This is a genomic window from Xanthomonas hortorum pv. pelargonii (assembly GCF_024499015.1).
GTDB classification, from domain to species: Bacteria; Pseudomonadota; Gammaproteobacteria; order Xanthomonadales; family Xanthomonadaceae; genus Xanthomonas; species Xanthomonas hortorum_B.
In genome coordinates, this window is record NZ_CP098604.1 from 1,532,120 (window position 1) to 1,552,426 (window position 20,307).

Below are 20,307 nucleotides of genomic sequence, written 5' to 3' on the forward strand. Positions count from 1 at the left end.
ATCATCCCCCACTTTGACGCACTGGAGTTTCCCCCGCTCGCGAGCGACGTCCTTCCGATTATTCTGTCCGGCGGTTCCGGCACGCGCCTTTGGCCGTTGTCGCGCGAATCGTACCCGAAGCAGTTCCTGCCGCTGGTCGGCGAGCACAGCATGCTGCAGGCCACCTGGCTGCGTTCCGCTCCGGTAGCGGCGCATGCACCCATCGTGGTGGCCAATGAAGAACATCGCTTCATGGCCGCCGAGCAGTTGCAGCAGCTGGGCGTGAAGCCGTCGGCCATCCTGCTTGAGCCCAAGGGCCGCAACACTGCCCCGGCAATTGCCGTCGCTGCATTGGAAGCCACCCGTAACGGTGGCGATCCGCTGTTGCTGGTGCTGCCGTCCGATCATGTCATTCGTGACGAGGCCGCCTTCCAGGCTGCCGTGACCGTCGCGGCAGCTGCCGCAGAACAGGGCAAGCTGGTCACCTTCGGCATCAAGCCGACCGCGCCTGAAACCGGCTATGGCTACATCAAGGCCGGTGCCGGTACCGGCGCCACCGCGGTCGAGCGCTTCGTCGAAAAGCCCGACCTGGCTACGGCGCAAGGCTATCTGGCCAGCGGCGAGTATTACTGGAACAGCGGCATGTTCCTGTTCCGTGCCTCGCGCTATCTGGAAGAACTGCACAAATTCCATCCCGCCATCGCCGACGCGTGTCAGAAGGCGTGGGAAGGCGGCAAGCGCGATGCCGACTTCACCCGTCTGGACAAAGATGCGTTCGCCTCCAGCCCATCGGATTCGATCGACTATGCGGTGATGGAAAAGACTGCCGATGCGGTCGTGGTGCCGCTGGATGCCGGCTGGAATGACGTTGGCTCATGGTCCTCGTTGCTGGACGTCTCCGAGCAGGATGGCCAGGGCAACGCGCATCATGGCGATGTCATCCAGCTCGATTGCAAGAACACCTATGCGTATGGCTCGCGCCTGATCGCCATGGTCGGCCTGGAGGACGTGGTTGTGGTGGAGACGCCAGACGCCGTTCTGGTCGGTCACCGCGATCGCATCCAGGAAGTAAAGGATGTGGTCGGCCGGATCAAGGCCGACGGTCGCTCCGAGGCGACCTGGCATCGCAAGGTCTATCGTCCCTGGGGTGCTTACGATTCGATCGACATGGGTCAACGTCACCAGGTCAAGCGCATCACCGTCAAGCCCGGTGCCGTGCTCAGTCTGCAGATGCATCACCACCGCGCAGAGCACTGGATCGTCGTCAGCGGCACCGCAGAAGTCACGCGTGGCGAAGAGGTGCTGCTGCTCACCGAGAACCAGAGTACCTATATTCCGCTTGGCGTGACCCATCGCCTGCGCAATCCAGGCAAATTGCCGCTGGAACTGATCGAAGTGCAGTCCGGCAGCTATCTGGGCGAAGACGACATCGTGCGTTTCGAAGACACCTACGGGCGCACCTGATCGGTCGCTTGCAGGTTTCTGCAACACATAAGCAAACAGCCGGGGATTCCCGGCTGTTTGTGTTTGCGGCTTTCATTTCGTCGGCAGGTAGCGTGATTGCCACCGATCTGAGCCGCGACTTCTACCGTCTGGCAGCGGCGATTTCGGCAATCACGGGCTGCAAGCCAAGCTGCCATTCCGGCAATACGATGTCGAAATCGCGCTGCAGTTTTTCGATCGACAACCGCGAATACGCCGGCCGCTTAGCAGGCGTCGGGTAGTCGGCAGTGGTGATCGGCACCACGCGCGGCGCACGCGGCAGCAAACCTGCGCTCACGGCTTCTTCGAAGATCGCCTCGGCAAAGCCATGCCAACTGGTCTGTCCTGCAGCCGTGAGGTGCCATGTGCCCGAGGTGTCGGGTGTGCGTTGGCGCAGCAACTGCGCGGTGACATCGGCGATCAATGCCGCCGGCGTCGGCGTTCCGATCTGATCGGCCACCACGCGCAGCTCATCGCGCTCGGCGCCGACACGCAACATCGTGCGCAGGAAATTGGCGCCATGCGAGGCGTACACCCAGGCCGTGCGTAGGATCAGATGCTGCGCACCGGAGGCGCGGATGGCGTCCTCGCCAGCAAGCTTGGTTTCGCCATACACGCCTAGCGGCGAGGTCTGTGCATCCTCCAGATAGGGGGCGCTGCCATGGCCGTCGAAGACGTAGTCGGTCGAGTAGTGCACCAGTGGCACGTTACGGGCAGCACACCATGCCGCAATGACGCCAGGCGATAGCGCATTCGCCCGCATGGCGCTATCGCGATCCTGCTCGGCGCGATCTACTGCCGTATAGGCTGCAGCGTTGACCACACGCGAAGGGCCAATCCGGTCCAGCAAGGCTGGCAGAGCTTCCGGTGCGTCGAAGTCCGCCGTCTCGCACACGCTGCCATCAGGCAACCGGCCACTGCGTGTCGTCGCCTGCACCGCGCCATCGGCCGCCAGTGCGCGCAGCAGTTCCGTCCCGACCTGCCCGTTTGCACCGAAGACCAAAGTGGTCACGGCGTATACACCGGCAAGCGATCGACTGGCACATCGCTCAGGAACGGTGCGTTGGCATCCTTGGCTGACAGCAATGGATCGCTAATCGGCCAATCGATCCCGATCTCCGCGTCATTCCAGCGCACGCCAGCATCAGCCTCCTTGACGTACACGTCGGTGCACAGATAGCTGAACAATGCTTTCTCCGAAAGCACCGCGAAGCCATGCGCAAAGCCTTCAGGTATCCAGACTTGACGTCGGTTTTCTGCACTCAGCAAGACTGCGGTCCAGTGCCCGAAGTGAGGAGATCCACTGCGGATGTCCACTGCAACGTCGTAGACCTCGCCTTCAAGCACGCTCACCAATTTGCCCTGCGGGCGAGGCCACTGATAGTGCAGACCGCGTAGTACGCACCTGGCAGATGTTGAGACGTTACTCTGCACAAAATTTGTCGGTAGGCCGTGCTGTCCGAAACGCTCCGCATTCCATGTTTCGAAGAAATAACCGCGCTCATCGCCAAAGACTGCAGGCTCGATGACGACGCAGCCGGGCAACGTCGTTTCGATCACTTTCAAGGGACAACCCCGCGCTTGGCTAATGCATTCAAATATTTTCCGTAGTCGTTTTTCAGCAGTGGCGCGGCCAGGCGCTCCAGCTGCGCAGCATCGATCCAGCCCTTCCCAAATGCGATTTCCTCCGGGCAGCACACCTGCAGGCCCTGACGCATCTGGATGGTCTCGATGAAATTGGCCGCTTCGTGCAAAGACTGATGCGTGCCCGTATCCAGCCACGCGTATCCGCGCCCCAGCGGCTCAAGATGCAAGTCGCCGGCATCGAGATAGCAACGATTGAGATCGGTGATTTCCAATTCGCCGCGCGGCGACGGCTTCAAGGCAGCCGCATAGTCACTGGCCTTGCCATCATAGAAATACAAGCCGGTGACCGCATAGTTGGAACGCGGCTTTTCCGGCTTTTCGGCAATGTCGATGACCTTGCCCTGCTGATCGAATTCGGCAACACCGTAGCGCTCCGGATCGTTGACCCAATAACCGAACACCGTTGCGCCCTGCTCGCGCACATCGGCGCGGCGCAAGGTCTCGGTCAGACCATGCCCATGGAAAATATTGTCGCCCAGCACCAGGCAACTCGGCTTGCCGTCTACGAAGTCGCGTCCGATCAGATAGGCCTGTGCCAACCCGTCCGGGCTGGGTTGCACGGCGTACTGGATATTGACGCCCCACTGCGAGCCATCGCCCAACAGCGATTGAAACAGCGCCTGCTCATGCGGCGTGTTGATGATCAGAATGTCCCGAATGCCCGCAAGCATCAGCACGCTCAGCGGGTAATAGATCATCGGCTTGTCGTACACCGGCAACAGCTGCTTGCTGACGCCCTTGGTGATCGGATACAGGCGCGTGCCTGACCCGCCCGCCAAAATGATGCCTTTACGTTGTGTCATGAGGTACTCCTGTTGAGGCCCGCGCGCGCGCAGGCTCTTGCAAGGGACGCGCGTTATGCCGCGGCGCCGATCCGTTCCAGACGATAACTGCCATCCAGCACGCCCTGCACCCACGCCTGGTTGGTCAGGTACCACTCCACCGTCTGCGCGATGCCCTGCTCGAAGGTGTACGCCGGCTCCCAGCCCAACTCGTTCTTCAACTTGGACGCATCGATTGCATACCGCCGGTCGTGCCCGGGGCGGTCGGTGACATGGGTGATCTGGCTTGCACGCGGCTTGCCGTCTTCGCGCGGACGATGCTGATCCAGCAGTGCGCAGATCGCCTGCACGACTTCGATGTTCTGGCGCTCGGAATTGCCGCCCACGTTGTAGGTCTCGCCGACCCGGCCCTTGGCCAGCACGGTGCGGATCGCTTCGCAATGATCGCTGACGAACAGCCAGTCGCGCACCTGCTTGCCGTCTCCGTACACCGGTAGCGGCTCGCCGGCCAGCGCCTTGGCAATGACCAATGGAATGAGTTTTTCGGGGAAGTGGTACGGACCGTAGTTGTTCGAGCAGTTGGTGGTCAGCACCGGCAGCCCGTAGGTGTGGTGGAACGCGCGCACCAAGTGATCCGACGCTGCCTTGGAGGCCGAGTACGGCGAGTTCGGGGCGTAGGGCGTGGTTTCGGTGAACTTGCCGGTCTCACCCAGCGTGCCATAGACCTCGTCGGTGGACACATGCAGGAAGCGGAACGCATCACGGCGCGTATCCGGCAACGCTTTCCAATAGTCGCGCACTGCTTCAAGCAGGGCCAAAGTGCCGACCACGTTGGTCTGGATGAAGGCGCCAGGGCCTTCGATCGAACGATCGACATGGCTTTCTGCCGCGAAGTTCAGCACCGCCTCCGGCTGATGTTCCTGCAGCAGGCGAGTCACAAGCGCGCCGTCGCCGATGTCGCCCTTGACGAAGACATGGTCGGCATTGCCTTCCAGCGACGCCAACGTGTTCAGATTGCCCGCATAAGTGAGCACGTCCAGATTGACCACGCGGATCCCACGAGAGACAGCCTCCAGAACAAAATTTCCGCCGATAAAGCCGGCCCCGCCGGTTACTAGCCAAGTCGCCACTGTCTACCCCTCCTGGTCGCGCGCACCCGCGCTGCATTTTCAAACCACACAGGATATATGGTCCGGGCCGAGCTTAAGCATCGCCCACATCGCTGCGTCCGACTACCGCAGCGCAGCATCCATACGCCATCGCATGGTGCACCCTGCCCGGTTAGAATGGTGGCACTCCCGAGCCTGCCGCCGCGGCCGGGCCTTCCCGCAACAGCTGAAGGATCTCGTACACGATGAAAATCCTCGTCGCCTACAAGCGCGTGGTGGACTACAACGTCCGCATTCAGGTTAAGCCGGATGGCTCCGGCGTGGTCACCGACGGCGTCAAGCTCTCGCCGAACCCGTTCGACGAAATCGCCCTGGAAGAGGCGTTGCGCCTGCGCGATGCCGGCATCGCCACCGAGGTGGTAGTCGCCACGCTGGCGCCGGCCGACGCGGCCGCGCATCTGCGCAACGGTCTGGCCATGGGCGCCAACCGGGCCATCCACGTGGTCACCGACGCTGCGATCCAGCCGCTGACCGCAGCGCGCACCCTGCTCAAGCTGGTCGAGAAAGAACAGCCAGACCTGGTCATCCTGGGCAAGCAGGCGATCGACGACGATGCCAACCAGACCGGTCAGATGCTCGCCACGCTGTGGGGCCGTCCGCAGGCGACCTTCGCCGGCAAGCTGGTCGTCGCCGATGGCAAGGCCACCGTGACCCGTGAGGTCGATGCCGGCCTGGAAACGCTGGAAGTGGATCTGCCGGCGGTGATCACCACCGACCTGCGCCTGAACGAGCCGCGCTTCATCAAGTTGCCGGACATCATGAAGGCCAAGAGCAAGCCGCTGGAAACGCTGGCCTTTGCCGACCTGGGCGTCGATGCGCACGACAGCCTCAGCACCACCCACTACGCCGCGCCGTCCAAGCGCAGGCGTGGCGTGATGGTCAAGGACGCCGCCGAACTGGTGGCCGCACTCAAGCAGAAGGGGTTGTTGTAATGGCCAAGATCCTCGTCGTCGCAGAACATCTCAACGGCCAGCTCAATGCGGCCACCGCCAAGACCCTCAGCGCCGCGCTGGCGGTGTCGGCCGAGTCCATCGACATTGTTGTGCTGGCGGCCGATCCGGCTGCGGTTGCCGCCCAGGCCGCGCAGTTGGCAGGTGTCGCACGCGTACTGACGGTGACAAACGCCGCCAACGAACACGCCGTCGCCCAGGTGCTTGGCCCGCAGATCGCACAGCTCGCGGGCCAGGGCTACAGCCATGTGTTCGGCCCCTCCACGACCTTCGGCAAGGATCTGATGCCGGTCGTGGCCGCGCTGCTGGGCGTGAACCAGATCTCCGACCTGATGTCGGTCGAAGATGCCTACACCTTCAAGCGCCCGATCTACGCCGGCAACGCGATCATCACCGTGAAAGCGCCGGCTGACCAGATCGTGGTTGCAACCGTGCGCAGCGCTTCGTGGCCGGAAGCGGCAGCCGGCGGCAGTGCGACGGTCGAGGCAGTCACTGTCGATGCCGCGCTGCCGACCCACACCCGCTTCGTCGGCCTGGCCGCAGGCAGCTCCGATCGCCCTGACCTGCAGAGCGCCAAGCGCGTGGTCTCCGGCGGCCGCGGCGTCGGCTCGGCCGAGAATTTCCAGCACATCTACAGCCTGGCCGACAAACTCGGCGCGGCCGTGGGCGCCTCGCGCGCTGCAGTGGACGCCGGCTACGTGCCGAACGAACTGCAGGTCGGCCAGACCGGCAAGATCATCGCCCCCGAGCTGTACGTGGCGATCGGCATCAGCGGCGCGATCCAGCATCTGACCGGCATCAAGGACGCAGGGACGATCGTGGCGATCAACAAGGACCCGGAGTCGCCGATCTTCGAGATTGCAGATATCGGGCTGGTGGGGGATCTCTTTACGTTGTTGCCGGAGCTGGAACAGGCTTTGGGCTAATGGCTACGCGCAGGGTTACGACGGCCGCCACAGTGGACGGTATACTGCGCCGTCAACGTGGCGGTGGCACTGCTTGCCGCTTTTTATGATGGGGGCACGCTACGGTCGGAGCGAATGCTGGCCCGGGACGATCGTATAGCGCTGGCGGCCTTGTAGTTGTCCGGTGCTGTGTAAGGACAAAGTCGATAAATGGGAAGTGGTAATTAAGTGATCATCGGTAATGGCCTGCTGGCCAGATCCTTCGCAGCAGATAGGCTCGCTGAGCTCAACGCCACGGTATTCGCCTCCGGGGTGTCCAATTCATCTGAGACCGATCCTGCGGCATTCGAAAGGGAAGCACGTCTGCTGGTCAAGGCCCTGGACGACGCGCAGGGCCGGTTCGTCTACTTCAGCACCTGCAGCGTGACAGACCCCGACCGTGCCGAAACCCATTACGTCCGTCACAAGCTGAAAATGGAACAGCTGATCGCAGAACGGGACGAGTCTCTGATTCTGCGCCTGCCTCAAGTCGTGGGACGCACCGACAACCCTCACACCCTGTCCAACTATCTCGCCAGTGGTATCCGCAACGCAGAACCGTTGCGCATCTGGGTCAAGGCAGTACGCTGCCTGATCGACGTGGAAGATGTCGCCCGATTGACCCTTCATCTGGTTGAGAATCGCCTCGAGAGCAATGCCGTGCTGGATCTGGCTCCGCCAGAAAACGTCACCCTGCTCGAGCTGGTCTCAATGCTGGAGGCCACGCTGGGCAAGAAGGCAACCATCGACTTTGTGAACCGAGGCGGCGGTGCCACGCCTGATTCGGCGCCGTTTGTTCGTTATGCAACTGCCACCGGCATTGATTCCTCCCCAGGATACATCGCCAGGCTGATCCGCAAATACTACGGAACGAGCGATGCAACCTGATATTTCCGTCGTCATCCCGGTCTATGGCAGCGCCACCATCCTGCCCACGCTTGCCGAGAAACTCGAGGAGTCGCTGACTGAGCTCACCGAGAAGTTCGAAGTTGTACTGGTGTACGACTGCAGCCCGGATAGTTCCTGGCAGGTCATAACAGCCCTGTGCGCCTCCCGGCCCTGGTTGAAGGGAGTCCGGCTGCGCAAGAACGCGGGGCAGCACAATGCGTTAATGGCTGGATTCGGTGTGGCACGCGGCCGTTACATCGTCACCATGGATGACGATCTGCAGCACTCGCCCTCCGACATCGGGCGCGTCGTGGCAGAGCTGCGCAATGGAGCGGATGTTTGCTACGTGCAGTTCAAAAGCCGGCGACACGCTCTCTGGAAGCGCCTCGGCAGCCAGTTCAACGACCGCATGGCTTCGTGGCTGCTTGCAAAACCTCGCGGGCTCTATCTTTCGCCATTTCGCGGCTTGATCAGCGAAGTACGTGACGAAATATTGCGCTACGGTGGCCCCTTCGTCTATGTCGATGGGCTTATCGTCCAGAGCACCAGCAATATCACCACCATAGAAGCGGAGCACCACGCCCGAAGCGACGGCAAGTCTGGATACAGCCTGCGCAAATCAATCTCGCTGTGGATGCAGATGGCCACGAGCTTCTCGATCACGCCATTACGGGTCGCGTCGCTGACAGGAATCGTCTCTTCCGGCCTCGGCTTCCTGTGCGCCATCGTGCTGATCTTGCAAAAGCTGCTTTGGCCGCACACCGTCATCGGTTGGACCTCATTGATCGTCGCGGTATTGATCATGGGCGGCATCCAGCTACTCGCGCTGGGCGTGGTGGGCGAATATGTGGGGCGCGTGCTACTGAACGTCAGCAATCGCCCCCAATACATAAAGGGCCAACAGCTCAACGTAGGCCAAGAGCAAGAGAACGTGCAGTGATACCGCAGCGCCACCGCGCCCTGGCCGCACGCTTTTTGCGCTTTTGCATCGTTGGCGGCGCCAGTACCGTGGCCTTCAGTGCGCTCACCTGGTTGGCTGTATCAAAGCTCGGCATGCAGCCGACCATGGCGACGGCGCTCTGCTACCTGGTGTTGGTGCCAATCAATTTCGTCGCGCACCGCAGCTTCACGTTCGTCTCCTCTGGCCATCTGAGCTCGGAAGGCTTGCGCTTCATTTTGCTGCACAGCTTCAACCTTGCCTTGTCCATCATCGGGATGGGCGTGGCTGTGAACAGTCTGCACTTGCATTACGCGTGGGGCATTGCGTTCTCGGCCGTCGTCGTGCCTGTCGTGGTATTTCTCGTGATGAATTTCTGGGTCTTCAACCGGGACCGACGTCGCGATCACGTCTAAATCCAACCTACGCCGCAACTGCAACCAAACAAGCCATCGAATGTCCAACCTCCTTAACCGCAACGACGTTTCCCAACGCACCATGCTGTTCATCGCTTGCTCCATAGCGATCGTCATGCTGCTTTGGCTTCCCTTCGGCTTCAACATGATGGGGCATATCGAGGAATGGGATCTTCTGAGCCTGTTCACTCGCCACGGCGTGTTCTACGTTGTTGGCGAGGGCGGGCCGCTTCCCACTCACCGCATGCGGCCTCTCATGCTGTTGCCGAATGCGATCGCATACCAACTATCGCCCAATTCCTTTTTCGCCATGCATCTACTGCAGATGCTGGCCTTGGTGTTAAAGGGCGTTTGCGGCGGAATCATGGGGTGGTGGCTACTGCGCTCGCGGCTCTATGCCGTGTTATTGGCGCTGCTGGTGGTCATCTATCCCGCCGATACGATGCAGCTGTCGTTCCGCTCCTTCCATATCAACTGGTCTGTCGGGTTGGCCTTGGCCGGCGTGATCGGGATCGTGCATGCATATGAAAGTGAACGGATGGCCAGCAGGACCAAAGCGATCCTGTTGTCGCTGCTGTCCACCGCCATGCTCGTCGTCGCCACGCTGATCTACGAGTTGGCGTTGGCATACGCAATCTTGCCCCTGCTGTTGCTGTGGTGTCGGTTGGTTGGGGTTGGTGGAAACGATCCGGGTGCTGTTACGCCGCTGGCACGTTTCGCTGGTCTGGTGCATCGGCGTCCTGGCTTGTGCGGCTTACATCTACTACGTTGCCAAACACGGCTCGACCTACCAGGGTGACGTGTTGAAGGGTCAGGCGGGTGGTATTGCCCTGCTCAAGGACCGCGCGCACGTGATGTTCTACACGGGCATCGGGCGCAGCGTGGTGGGCGGCTGGATCGACGCGGCGCGGATTCTCTTCGTCGAGTACCGCAGCTTCTGGTATCTCTCAGCCATTGCATTGATGACAGTGGCTCTGCTCCGCTACGTGCGCGAGCCTGCGTCAACGCCAACGTCGGGAAAGCACATCGGCGTACTCTGGTCGCTGCGGGTGCTCTTCACTGGCGTGGTGTTTGCTGCCGTCGGTTATCTTCCCTTTCTTGCGTCTCCAGCGCATACCAGCATCAGTCAACGCACCTTCCTTTTCGCTACGCCAGGCGGGGCACTGGCAACTGTGGCTCTGGTCATGCTCTTCTCTGGAGGGCGTCGAACCTTGGCGGTGCTGTTGGGAACCGTGCTGATCGTATTGGGCATGGCGGCGCAGATGTTCCAGTTCCATCACTACGAACAGATCTCCGATACAGAGCGCGAGGTCCTCAAGAACGTGGCGGTAAGCCTGCCGGACATTGCCAACGAGCGCGATCTCCTCATTCTCGATGGCTCCCACCGGATCAATAGCGTTTGGATGCTCCGGGAAAACATGATGAACGCGCTGACGTACTTGTACGGGAAGCCGATCAACCGGGTGCAGATCTGCAATCAGCCTGAGAACGACTGGCAACGCACGGATGAAAGAGGTCGCACCGGCCAATGTGCCGAGTACCCCGACCACTGGGAGTTCAGCTCAGGCGCAACCGTTGATGGGCCCGGCTATACGTCGCCGCCGCAAAGCGTTCTTTATCGCGCAGACAAGAGCACGACGCAGGTCGTACGCATTCCCGAAAACGGCATCGTGCCGCTGGTCGGTGCACGTAAAGACGAGCTTTCCTTGCGCAACGACACCGTTTCGCGACGTTATCGCGCCATGCTCGCTCCGTCCCCCTGGCTTCTGGCTTTCGATCAGTTCCGCCACAGGGACCAAGAGACCAGCTTCAGGTGGGATTTCGGCCGCTGGTGGAACTTGGATGTGCCTGCACCCGGTCGAGGGTGGCAGGATGCCCAGTGGCAACCCGAAGGTTCCGCAGAACGGGCTTCGTTCTCGTGGAACGTGGTGGAGAATCCGTGGCTTCAATTCCGCCTCAAACCTGCTGGCGGGACATATCGGGTTCGCGGAAAGGTCAGGGCCATTGCGCCCGGGATACACCCCGAGCAGCTCGCCGTTTCAGTGAACGACCATGTGATCCCACTACGTTGGATCAATGCCAATGAATTTTATGGGGAATTGCCCTCGTCCTTCCTGAAGAATGGCGACAATCGGGCTACCTTCCTGCTCGCCGTCGATAATCACTCCTACGGAATCGGTATGGCTTTCGATTGGATCAAGGTCGCGCCAATAGAGTCGGCCAACTAAAAGACATGCGCACTCCTTCCCACATCATTAGCCGCCAGGATTCAAAATGATTACCGCAAACCACGGTATTAGGGTTGCCGTGCTGGCTGCCGTCTTATGCGTGTTACTTCCTGGCTGTACGGCGAGGGAGACCGAGTCTTCCCTGGATGCCGCTTCGATGAAACCCGCCATGCTTTCGGCAGGTAAGACAGTAGGTCCTGCTGATTTGCGGCCCTTTTTGACAAATGGCTGGTCCAGCGATGAACCATTCGGAGTATGGTCCATCGGCGAAGATTCGGGGCTTTTGGTGCGAATCGAGAAATCGGCGGCAGCGGGCACCCAGCTTGTCTTGCAGGTTGGCGGCCTATGGGCTCCGCAACGCCAATCCATGGAGGTCAGCATTCGCGTCAATGGCGGAAACTGGCAGCATCAAACGCTGACAGCATCCGCGCCAGAGCCGCAGCAGATCAGCGTTGCCTTGCCAACGTTGGCGGCTGGCGATGAGGTCAGGGTCGAACTGCACTACGATCGCCCCGCCTCCCCAGTTGAACTTGGACTGTCTTCGGACACGCGTACTCTGGGCATCTCACTCAGGTCTTTGCAGCTGGCAGCCCGCACGCCCTAGTAGCCGCTGGCCATGGTTGGGCAAGCCACCAAGGACACTTGCACCTGACTCACTAGATGTAGTTGTTGGGCGCCTCTGAACGTGGCTGACAGCGCGCGCGGTGGAGTCAAATTTCCAGGTCAACCAGTTGGTCGTATGCCTGCCGACCAATCAACAAGCCTGCGTCACGTCAGACTCAACGTGACGCAGACCGTCTGGCCGCATCAATCATCGTACTTCAAGCTTCTCTGCGTCTGCGCCGTACATACGCGCAGATAGATCACCAAGCCCAGCAAGCTGCCGAGCTTCGCTCAGCCCTCTTCCAGCATCCATTCCAGGGTTTTGCGCAGCGGCGGAGACGTCCAACTTCCTGCAAGTTCCTGCAGCAACCGGTTATCGCCGCATAGCATCTTGACTTCATTGCTACGGACGAACTTCGGATTCACCGAGACTTCCAACGAATGGCCAGTGATCTGTGTGCACAGGTCGATCACGTCCCGAAGGGAATAGGCCGTTCCGGAGCACACATTGACCGTACGACCGATGGCGTCGGATGACTGCAACAGCTTGCCGTAGGCGGATGCCACCGCCCTGACGTCGCCGAAATCACGCGACACATCCAGATTTCCCAACTCGATCCGCGGCTCCCGCCTGACGAAGTGCGAGACGATCTTGGGGATCAGGAAGTTTTCCGACTGCCCCCTGCCGGTGTAGTTGAACGGCCGGACCACGATGATGGGCAACCGACTCTGCCAAAGCCGAATCACGTACTCCATGCTCAGTTTGCTGATGGCGTAATCGTTTGCCGGCGCCGGGACCACCGACTCGTCCAAGCGTCCCTCCGAGGAGTTGCCATAAACGTTGGCGCTGCTGGCGATAAGCAGGCGCCCAGGCGAGATTGCAGCCTCATCCACTGCCTGCAGCAAGTGGCGCGTACCCACCAGATTTACATTGTAGAAATCATCCGCACTGCCGTGCCCCACAAACGCAAGCGCGGCTAGGTGAATGATGATGTCGGGAGAAGTCTCTTTCAGCACCTCACGCAAAGCATCCTGATCACGCAGGTCGGCCTGGTAATGACGGTCGACCGGCGCCAAGGCGCTGGCCCAGCGCGGTGCGGGCTGATCAGACCCGCCAAGCCCCAGCACTTCGCAGCCCAAGTTTTTTAGTTCATCGGCCACATAGCGGCCGGTAAAACCGGACGCGCCAGTAACCAATACCCGCTTTCCAGCAATATCAGAAGGAAGCACCACGTTCGTTCCTTTTCAGATCTGCTTCCACCATCATTTGGCAAAGCGACTCCAGGCTCGTCTCAGGACGCCAGCCCAGTACGCGCTCGGCCTTTTCTGGATTGCCGATGAGTAATTCCACCTCGGCAGGACGATGGAACTTCGGATTGATTTTCATCACCGTCTTACCCGTCTGCACATCCACAGCAATCTCGTCCACATCACTGTTGCGGAACTCGACATTGATCCCGGCGCCCTTGAACGCCATGCTGACAAAATCACGCACGGTCTCGGTGCGATTCGTCGCAAGCACAAAGGTGTCCGGCTCGTCTGCCTGAAGCATCCGCCACATTCCTTCGACATACTCGCGTGCAAAACCCCAATCCCGCTTCGCGTCGAGATTACCCAGCTCCATGCAGTCCAGCAGGCCGAGCTTGATCTTCGCGACGGAGTCGGTGATCTTGCGCGTCACGAACTCGCGTCCACGCAGTGGGCTTTCGTGATTGAACAAGATGCCGCTCGAACCGAAGATGTCGTAGCTTTCGCGGTAATTAACGGTCATCCAGTGCGCATAAAGCTTGGCCACGCCATAAGGACTACGCGGATAGAACGGCGTGGTCTCGATCTGCGGAACCGCCTGCACCTTGCCGAACATTTCCGAAGTCGACGCCTGGTAAAAACGAATATCCCGATTAACCTGGCGGATCGCTTCGAGCAGGTGAACCGGACCGATACCGGTAATCTGCGCGGTAGTCGTCGGCTGGTCGAACGACACACCGACGAAACTCTGAGCAGCCAGATTGTAGACCTCTGTGGCGCCAGCGCTTTCAAGCATGCGGATGCTTGAACCCAGATCGGTCAAATCGTATTCGATCAGATGAAGGTTCGGGTGGGCTGCGATTCCCAGCTCCTCGATCCGCCAGAAATTGACGGAACTCGTTCGGCGATAGGTGCCGAACACACGATACCCCTTGTCCAGGAGCAATTGGGCCAGGTAAGCCCCGTCCTGACCAGAGATTCCAGTAATCAACGCAGTCTTCATTAACACAGTCTCTTATTTACGAAATAGTTCCAGTTCCAAGCCTGGCGCAGCAGGCTCGCGTCGATGGCGTTACCGTCACTGCATAGTGAGCGGCTTTCCATCTTTGCCGCAAAGGGTAGGCTTGCCCTGATCTTCGCAGCTATTAAACGGGCCGTAGTCCAACGGCTGGATCTTGTAGTCGCTGTACCATGCGACCGCCTCCTGTACGAGACCGAAGCGCAGCGTGTTGCCTGCCACGGCCTGGGCCGGAACCTCGGCGACGACGTCAGCAGATCCGCCAGCAGTGATACCTTGCGGCGGCAGCGTAGCGCGCACGAACTCCTGTTTTACCATCGCGCCGGCACCATCAACCAGCGAGATCGCGAGGTTGACCGGCATCTTGCCTTTCGAGTTGACCGCGACCTTTCCGGTGTTGGTGACATTGACCACAACTTTCAGGATCTCACCGTTTCTAACCAGCACAGGCTCGGCCGAAACGGCATATTGGGCGCCTACTTGATCCTGCGGGATCGGGGCCGAGATGCCTTCAACTTCCGGAGCCGCCGCCGCCGCAGCAGGCTGCTGTGCGTCAGCTACCGGCTGGGCGGTGTCGTTCGGGGATTTGGAGCAGCCAGTAACAGCGATCGCCGCAGCCAGCGCGATAGCTGCGCCAACGACACGACGGGATTTGTTCATTTTTTTCATGATTGGGGACTTTTTGTGGATAGATAAGATTTTCATGGCGAGGCCGCCTCTACTTGCACGCTGGCCCGCGCAGGCGTGAAGCCCTTGTACTTGAACCAGCAGACAGATTCTTGAACGAGATCAATTTCCAGCTGATACTCCCCAGGAACGTCAGGCGCACGGATAATGATCTCATGGATACCGGATGACGACGGGCGTACTACATCCTCCAGAAAATGACGGGCCTGCTCGACCTGCTCCAGCGAAGGGTCGGACGAATGCCAGAAGTAGCCCAGATATATTCCAAAGGGCTTGATAGTGTGGTCGGACGGGCTGAGCCAGGGGAAGTCCCCCTCATTGGTAAGCTGAACGCGCAAGGGAATCACGTTCGAGGCCTCCACGACGCTGATATCAGCGTCAACAACAGCTGCGGAACCCTGGAATGCCGTGTCAGGCAGGGGCTCTGTATAAGGATACGGCCCGACCGTCTCGCCGGTGATCCGCGCATGCGAGTCCAGCTTCTGGTCGTCAAGAACTGCCAACGCCGCATCCACCCAGCGATCCCCCTTCAGGCCGGCGCGAACGTCGATGCGCTGCAGCTCACTGCCGAGCGGGGAGTTGGCGTCCACCCTCATGCTCGCTATCGCGTCTGCCACCCTGTCGCGGAAATCGGAGAAGACGCGATGGGTGCGCAACAGCCGCGCATACTGCTCCGCCGCAGCAATGGGGGCCAACGAAGGTCGTCCTGCAGAATCGGCACATTCCTCTGCCCAGCGGGCATACGACTCGGGATACTGCGCTAGATGCAGTAGCAGTTCCGCCAGCGCGATCACACAGTCATTGTCGGGAACGATCTTTTTTACACATCCGGGAAGCTCGGCATACCAGCCATGGTCGGACACGATTGTCGGAAGTCCGGCCTGCATGGCCTTGGAGACCACAGCAGACGCTTCGCCCATGGTGGGCTGCCGCAAGGCGATCATCAGGTCGGCCCGTTCGAAGACCTTCCAGAAATTTTCGTCGTCGACACGGCCATGGTTGATCAATCGAACGTTACGTAGCCCTGTCAACGCCTCAAGCTGGCTCGCCACCGCAGGCTCGACATCTCCTGCGATCTCCAGCGTGAGCGGCTCGTCCAGCACCTCGTCGATCATGGCCAGTGCCTGCACAACCCAATCAAAGCGGCGGTTTACCTGACCTCCGCCAAGAAGCGCGATGGTATTCAGCCGGCCGCGGACGCGGTGGGGTGCCACTATCGGATAGAGCTGCGGCACCACCGTGATGGGGAGCCAAGGAAAATCCTTTGCGATCCGGTCCGCAGAGTACCGGGAATGCACGACCATTTCGGTCGCATACTGGGTTGCCACCTGATGCAGCGGATAATCAACCACCTGGGCGCGGCTCCATATCGGCGTGCCGATACGAAGAGCCACCGTTGCGGCTCTGACCTGCGATGTTGAATGCCACTTTTCCAGCAAGCCACCGTAACTGGCGCTGTCCAGTCGCCCCGCATCGCTCAATACGCCAGCCGCCATATGGTGAAGCACCAAGTCATGCAAATGCACGATTCCGGGCACGGCTGCCATGAGGGGAAGCATCCAGCCATGGAACGTCGGGTGGTTTCCCATCTGATACACGACGGCGTCTGCCGCGCGCAGACTGGCAACGATCTGCGACGCGCCTTTCTGCTCGACATCCGCAACAGTGACCGTCTCAACCGACAGGCCACAATCACGCAACATGTCGACCAGGCCAGCCGCGTACTCGGCAATGCCGGACCGATCAGTAGGCTGGGGCCCGACCATTGCGACTCGGAACGGAGCACTCAAAGCCTGCTCTCCACGAGGTGACGGATCACGCGGTCCCAGGTGATGGTCTCGCTGAGGCGATGTCCTTCCTCAGCCAGCACGCGAAGCTGGGCGGGTGTCTTGACATAGCAGTCCAGCAGGCTCTCGGCAATGGCCTCCGGTGTCGGAGCGGTCACCCAGCCGCTACCGGTGGACCTCACGATACGGCACACTTCGCCGCTGTCATCAACGGTAATCACCGGCTTATGCGCGGCGAAACTTTCGAGAGTCGCGAAACCATAGTCCTCGTCGACTGGCGAATAGAACACCGCGCGGCAATTGGCGATCAGCTCGAGCAAGCGGACATCTTCGATAAAGCCGGCCAGCTCGACCCTGTTTTCCAGGCCCAGCTCGCGCACCAGCGGGGCCAGTGAGCGGGCGTAGTCGCTTGCACCGGTTCCGGCGATGACCACCTTTGCATGTGGTACGTGCTGGGCTGCCCGGATCAACAGGTCCGGCCGCTTCATCGATTCAAGACGACCGATACACAGTACGAAATCCCCGTATTCGCCCGACTTAATGTGTGGCGCCAGCTTGGACGGCGGATACAGCACTTCCGAAGACAGGCCGCAATACTGCTTCAGCCGGTCAGTAACCGTCTGGGAAATTGTAAACCGCGAATCAATGTCGGACAGCATCTCCTTGTCCGACAAACGCAATGCATCGCGCACCGCAGAATCCCTGCTGCTCAAATGGGGCTGATCGAAGCGCGTATGTGCGAGGTCGTAAAGCACCCTGTGCTGGTGCACAAGCCACAGCGTCTTGTTGGCATGCGACGCAGCGTAGGTCGGAAACTTGGTGCAGATGCACAAGTCAATCTTCTGCCCGTTGGCCTCGCTGAGGTCCAGCAGCCGCCAGGAAAGCATCGCAGAGAGGATCTCGGTTTCCGGATACCACTTGTAGGGTAGTTGCACCAGCTCAGCGACGACCTGGCGCTGCTTGCCCCACAGATTGATCTGACGCACCAACTCTTCATTGAGGAGCTCGGCGCCTCCGCGAACAAACGGCACCTGCGCGCCAAGTACGATAATTCTTTTCAAAACTGAGTCCCCTTTCGATATTGCCCTTGCCACTGCGATGACTTCCGTGAATTACTGCTCGGGTTTCCTTACTCGGCGCCCGATTTGGTCGAGCGCGGCCAGCCGCTTCTCCAGCGCAGCATCAGCAGGACTTGGCAGGTCCTCGCCATAAGCGATGGCATTGGTCGGTTCCGTCTTTCTGGGCACCATCTGTGCCAAAGGTTCATCTCGCCTGAGCACCTTGGTGGTCACCCATCTCAGCGGCGCAGTAACGCGCCACGAACGACTGGTATGGAAATCGGCAATGAGCCCCTCTAATCCACCGACAATGTACTCAAGTTCGCGAATCCGAGCACGCGACGTTTCCACGTCCTGATTGCGCTGCGACAGATTGGCCTGCAGCTCATTCAGCCGACGCCGATCGTGTTCGCCGGATGTTTCGGAGCGCTCAATCCGCTGCAGGAGGGAATCCACATTGGATTGAAGCTCCACAACCTTGGCTTCCAGGCGTTCATTGGACAACCGCTTTTCAGCCGCTTCCTCCTGCAACTGGTCTCGTTCTGCCGTCAATCTGCCTACATCAGCTGCCAACAACTCCGCGAGCTCGCGGGCGCGCTGCCGTTCTTCCAGCTCAACCTCAAGTTCGGTGATGCGACGGGAGAGCTCCAGGTTGTTGGCCTCGAACGTTGCAGCGCGCGCCTGCAGTTCGGCGGCCTGTTCGCGGAACCCGTCCCTGCCCGCCTCAGCCTCAAGGGCTCGACTCTCCATTGCCGCTGCCTGCTCACTCAACTGGCCAGTGCTTTTTTCTAGCACTTTCGCACGCTCCTCGAGCTCTTTCGCGTGTTCTTCGAGTTCCTTGGACCACTCGGCCATGCGCAGGCTGTTCCCCTCCAGATCGAGATAACGGTGAGCCGCCATCTCGATCTCGGCCTGAAGCGCGACAAGCTTCTCCTGTGCCTGCTGCGAGTCGCTGAGAACGCGCGCCAGCGAAGACTCGCTTGCCATCAATGCGGCGTGTTCGTGCTCGCTCTGTGTAGACAGTGCACGCACATATCCGCTGTAGGTGCGCAGGGATCGCTGCAGGTACTGATAGATCGACATCCACTCCGGCACTTCATCGGATACCGACTCCGGCAACGCCAGATTGTCCTGTAGCTCCTTGAAGGTCCAGTGCGTCTGTGCTCGCCCGAACAAGCGCATGAATGCATTCCGATACCGGAAAGGCAACGACATCAGGTCCAGCGCAGGCTCTCGGCTCGGGCTGGTAGGCACGATGTGACGTTCGAGAATCTCCTTCACAGTAATCAGGAAAGCCAGCAGCGGATCGTCCAGCCAGGAACTATCCGTCGCTTCGGAAGAAATGGCACCGTAATCAATCAGGACAGCATCCCCGTCCCGGGTCATGATCACGTTCCAGCAGCGCACATCGTTGTGATACAGACCCGCGCGCTCAAGCGCCACGAGCTGATCCAACAGTTCCGATACGACCCGGTCGGCATCGTAGAGCGTCTCGTCGTCAATCAGCTCCGACAGCAGGCGACCCTTCATCATCTCCCTGGCAAGGAAAAGGTCGGAGCGGTCATCCAGCGCTGCAATCAGCCGGGGAGCACGATAACCGTCGGGTGGGTTTCGAAGAAAATCGACCTCATTATGGAACTCCTTGAGATTGATCTCCGCGCGGTCGCCCATGCCGAGCGTCATCTTCTTCACAAACACGCCGTCGCCGAAGTAATAGCGCCTGCTGTATTGATGGGTGCCCCTGCCATGGGCATGCGATTCGCCTGACCACGAATTGAATTTCCCAACGACCTCGTCCACATACCACAGCCTGCTGCTCGCAAAATACAGCGGCCGCGCGATCGCCGACAGGTGAGTCGTCTGCCGGGACAACAACCGGGTAAAGGAATAGCCAGCCAGCAGTTCCGCTGGATCGCTAGGCAAAGAGGCGGCCCAATAGAGCGGCTCCTCGCGCAAGGCCATCTCAAAGATGCCCGCTTCGGTGGAATCGGCAAGCTTTTGACACAACCCGCGGACGCGCTCAACGCCCTGGGCATGTACCAGGTGGTGGAACACGCTCAGACCCAGCACTAGGTCGTATTCCCTGTCTTCAAGCCGCTCGATCACTTCCTCGACCGTTGCATGTTCGAAGCTGGCTTCAAGTGCAGGGTTGTCGCTAGCAAGCGCTTGGCACAGCGCAATGTTCCGATCAAGGAAATCCACACCATGCACCCGGTGGCCTTCGGCGGCCAGGCTCAGGGAGAAAAAACCCTGAGCACAGCCGAAGTCGAGCACGCGGAGTGGGCGTCCAAGCGCGTCCTGCATTCGCTTCGCGCATTGGGCAATCAGCACGAGTCTGTCTTCGCACCCCCTTGAGCTTCCCTCCGAAAGTTCCGGGTGCCCGAAGATCGGCTGGTACTTTTCCGGCAGCGCCGTCACCAGCGCGCTGATACTTTCTGATTCGGTCATGACTCTTTGATCTTTGAGTTGATATGAAAACGCCAG

General features: G+C 60.1%; 18 protein-coding genes. 8 read left to right on the forward strand and 10 right to left on the reverse strand.

Annotated features, from left to right (window positions below; translation table 11 throughout):
- Positions 1-21 precede the first annotated feature (21 nt).
- Positions 22-1,443: a mannose-1-phosphate guanylyltransferase/mannose-6-phosphate isomerase gene (locus NDY25_RS06810; protein ID WP_256627978.1), complete on the forward strand. Its 1,422-nt coding sequence runs from the start codon at positions 22-24 to the stop codon at positions 1,441-1,443.
- 121 nt (positions 1,444-1,564) lie between these two features.
- On the opposite strand, the gene rfbD is transcribed toward NDY25_RS06810, so the two are convergent.
- Genes rfbD through rfbB form a run of 4 tightly spaced genes read right to left on the reverse strand, consistent with a single transcriptional unit; the run spans position 1,565 to position 5,020 of the window.
- Positions 1,565-2,473, reverse strand: a complete 909-nt coding sequence (gene rfbD, locus NDY25_RS06815; RefSeq protein WP_168957148.1) for a dTDP-4-dehydrorhamnose reductase — start codon at positions 2,471-2,473, stop codon at positions 1,565-1,567.
- Positions 2,470-3,027 carry a dTDP-4-dehydrorhamnose 3,5-epimerase gene (rfbC, locus tag NDY25_RS06820; RefSeq protein ID WP_168957149.1) on the reverse strand — a complete coding sequence of 186 codons (558 nt, stop codon included), beginning with the start codon at positions 3,025-3,027 and terminating at the stop codon, positions 2,470-2,472. Before rfbC ends, rfbD begins: the two co-directional genes overlap by 4 nt.
- On the reverse strand, positions 3,024-3,911 hold the full coding sequence (gene rfbA / locus NDY25_RS06825) for a glucose-1-phosphate thymidylyltransferase RfbA (protein WP_168957150.1): 888 nt from the start codon (positions 3,909-3,911) through the stop codon (positions 3,024-3,026). The genes rfbC and rfbA overlap by 4 nt, the downstream gene beginning before the upstream one ends.
- 53 nt (positions 3,912-3,964) lie before the next feature.
- Entirely contained in the window at positions 3,965-5,020 is a 1,056-nt protein-coding gene (gene rfbB, locus NDY25_RS06830) for a dTDP-glucose 4,6-dehydratase (protein ID WP_168957151.1), read from the reverse strand.
- Between the two features lie 224 nt (positions 5,021-5,244).
- Here rfbB and NDY25_RS06835 point away from each other — a divergent pair, with 224 nt between their 5' ends.
- The 7 genes from NDY25_RS06835 (at position 5,245) to NDY25_RS06865 (ending at position 12,026) form a co-directional block, all read left to right on the forward strand.
- Complete coding sequence (locus NDY25_RS06835) at positions 5,245-5,991, forward strand: electron transfer flavoprotein subunit beta/FixA family protein (RefSeq protein WP_168957152.1); 747 nt, start codon at positions 5,245-5,247, stop codon at positions 5,989-5,991.
- Positions 5,991-6,935 (forward strand): electron transfer flavoprotein subunit alpha/FixB family protein, encoded by a 945-nt coding sequence (locus tag NDY25_RS06840; protein WP_168957153.1) that lies wholly within the window; start codon positions 5,991-5,993, stop codon positions 6,933-6,935. Before NDY25_RS06835 ends, NDY25_RS06840 begins: the two co-directional genes overlap by 1 nt.
- A 207-nt stretch (positions 6,936-7,142) precedes the next feature.
- The gene (locus NDY25_RS06845; protein ID WP_168957154.1) at positions 7,143-7,841 is read left to right on the forward strand and encodes an NAD-dependent epimerase/dehydratase family protein; all 699 of its coding nucleotides are present in this window, start codon (positions 7,143-7,145) and stop codon (positions 7,839-7,841) included.
- Positions 7,831-8,781, forward strand: a complete 951-nt coding sequence (locus NDY25_RS06850; protein WP_168957155.1) for a glycosyltransferase family 2 protein — start codon at positions 7,831-7,833, stop codon at positions 8,779-8,781. The genes NDY25_RS06845 and NDY25_RS06850 overlap by 11 nt, the downstream gene beginning before the upstream one ends.
- Complete coding sequence (locus tag NDY25_RS06855; RefSeq protein WP_023902509.1) at positions 8,778-9,194, forward strand: GtrA family protein; 417 nt, start codon at positions 8,778-8,780, stop codon at positions 9,192-9,194. The genes NDY25_RS06850 and NDY25_RS06855 overlap by 4 nt, the downstream gene beginning before the upstream one ends.
- Positions 9,195-9,871: 677 nt before the next feature.
- Entirely contained in the window at positions 9,872-11,422 is a 1,551-nt protein-coding gene (locus tag NDY25_RS06860; RefSeq protein ID WP_256627847.1) for a hypothetical protein, read from the forward strand.
- 157 nt (positions 11,423-11,579) lie between these two features.
- Positions 11,580-12,026 carry a hypothetical protein gene (locus NDY25_RS06865; RefSeq protein ID WP_218973899.1) on the forward strand — a complete coding sequence of 149 codons (447 nt, stop codon included), beginning with the start codon at positions 11,580-11,582 and terminating at the stop codon, positions 12,024-12,026.
- Positions 12,027-12,316: 290 nt separating this feature from the next.
- Here the strand turns inward: NDY25_RS06865 and NDY25_RS06870 are convergent, their stop codons facing one another.
- The 6 genes from NDY25_RS06870 to NDY25_RS06895 form a co-directional block, all read right to left on the reverse strand.
- On the reverse strand, positions 12,317-13,258 hold the full coding sequence (locus NDY25_RS06870) for an NAD-dependent epimerase/dehydratase family protein (protein ID WP_168957158.1): 942 nt from the start codon (positions 13,256-13,258) through the stop codon (positions 12,317-12,319).
- Positions 13,242-14,276 carry a GDP-mannose 4,6-dehydratase gene (gmd, locus tag NDY25_RS06875; RefSeq protein WP_168957159.1) on the reverse strand — a complete coding sequence of 345 codons (1,035 nt, stop codon included), beginning with the start codon at positions 14,274-14,276 and terminating at the stop codon, positions 13,242-13,244. Before gmd ends, NDY25_RS06870 begins: the two co-directional genes overlap by 17 nt.
- A 75-nt stretch (positions 14,277-14,351) precedes the next feature.
- Complete coding sequence (locus tag NDY25_RS06880) at positions 14,352-14,996, reverse strand: glycosyltransferase (protein WP_256627848.1); 645 nt, start codon at positions 14,994-14,996, stop codon at positions 14,352-14,354.
- Positions 14,993-16,744 carry a glycosyltransferase gene (locus NDY25_RS06885; protein WP_256627979.1) on the reverse strand — a complete coding sequence of 584 codons (1,752 nt, stop codon included), beginning with the start codon at positions 16,742-16,744 and terminating at the stop codon, positions 14,993-14,995. Before NDY25_RS06885 ends, NDY25_RS06880 begins: the two co-directional genes overlap by 4 nt.
- A gap of 20 nt (positions 16,745-16,764) precedes the next feature.
- Positions 16,765-17,826 carry a glycosyltransferase family 4 protein gene (locus NDY25_RS06890; protein ID WP_168957160.1) on the reverse strand — a complete coding sequence of 354 codons (1,062 nt, stop codon included), beginning with the start codon at positions 17,824-17,826 and terminating at the stop codon, positions 16,765-16,767.
- Positions 17,827-17,877: 51 nt separating this feature from the next.
- Positions 17,878-20,271 carry a methyltransferase domain-containing protein gene (locus tag NDY25_RS06895; RefSeq protein ID WP_168957161.1) on the reverse strand — a complete coding sequence of 798 codons (2,394 nt, stop codon included), beginning with the start codon at positions 20,269-20,271 and terminating at the stop codon, positions 17,878-17,880.
- Positions 20,272-20,307: the final 36 nt, after the last annotated feature.

Excerpts from the sequence above, each read along its gene's own strand:
- rfbA (WP_168957150.1), bottom strand. The coding sequence starts at position 3,911 with ATGACACAACGTAAAGGCATCATTTTGGCGGGCGGGTCAGGCACGCGC.
- NDY25_RS06835 (WP_168957152.1), top strand. The coding sequence starts at position 5,245 with ATGAAAATCCTCGTCGCCTACAAGCGCGTGGTGGACTACAACGTCCGC.
- NDY25_RS06840 (WP_168957153.1), top strand. The coding sequence starts at position 5,991 with ATGGCCAAGATCCTCGTCGTCGCAGAACATCTCAACGGCCAGCTCAAT.
- NDY25_RS06850 (WP_168957155.1), top strand. The coding sequence starts at position 7,831 with ATGCAACCTGATATTTCCGTCGTCATCCCGGTCTATGGCAGCGCCACC.
- NDY25_RS06865 (WP_218973899.1), top strand. The coding sequence starts at position 11,580 with ATGAAACCCGCCATGCTTTCGGCAGGTAAGACAGTAGGTCCTGCTGAT.
- gmd (WP_168957159.1), bottom strand. The coding sequence starts at position 14,276 with ATGAAGACTGCGTTGATTACTGGAATCTCTGGTCAGGACGGGGCTTAC.
- NDY25_RS06880 (WP_256627848.1), bottom strand. The coding sequence starts at position 14,996 with ATGAAAATCTTATCTATCCACAAAAAGTCCCCAATCATGAAAAAAATG.
- NDY25_RS06885 (WP_256627979.1), bottom strand. The coding sequence starts at position 16,744 with ATGGTCGGGCCCCAGCCTACTGATCGGTCCGGCATTGCCGAGTACGCG.
- NDY25_RS06895 (WP_168957161.1), bottom strand. The coding sequence starts at position 20,271 with ATGACCGAATCAGAAAGTATCAGCGCGCTGGTGACGGCGCTGCCGGAA.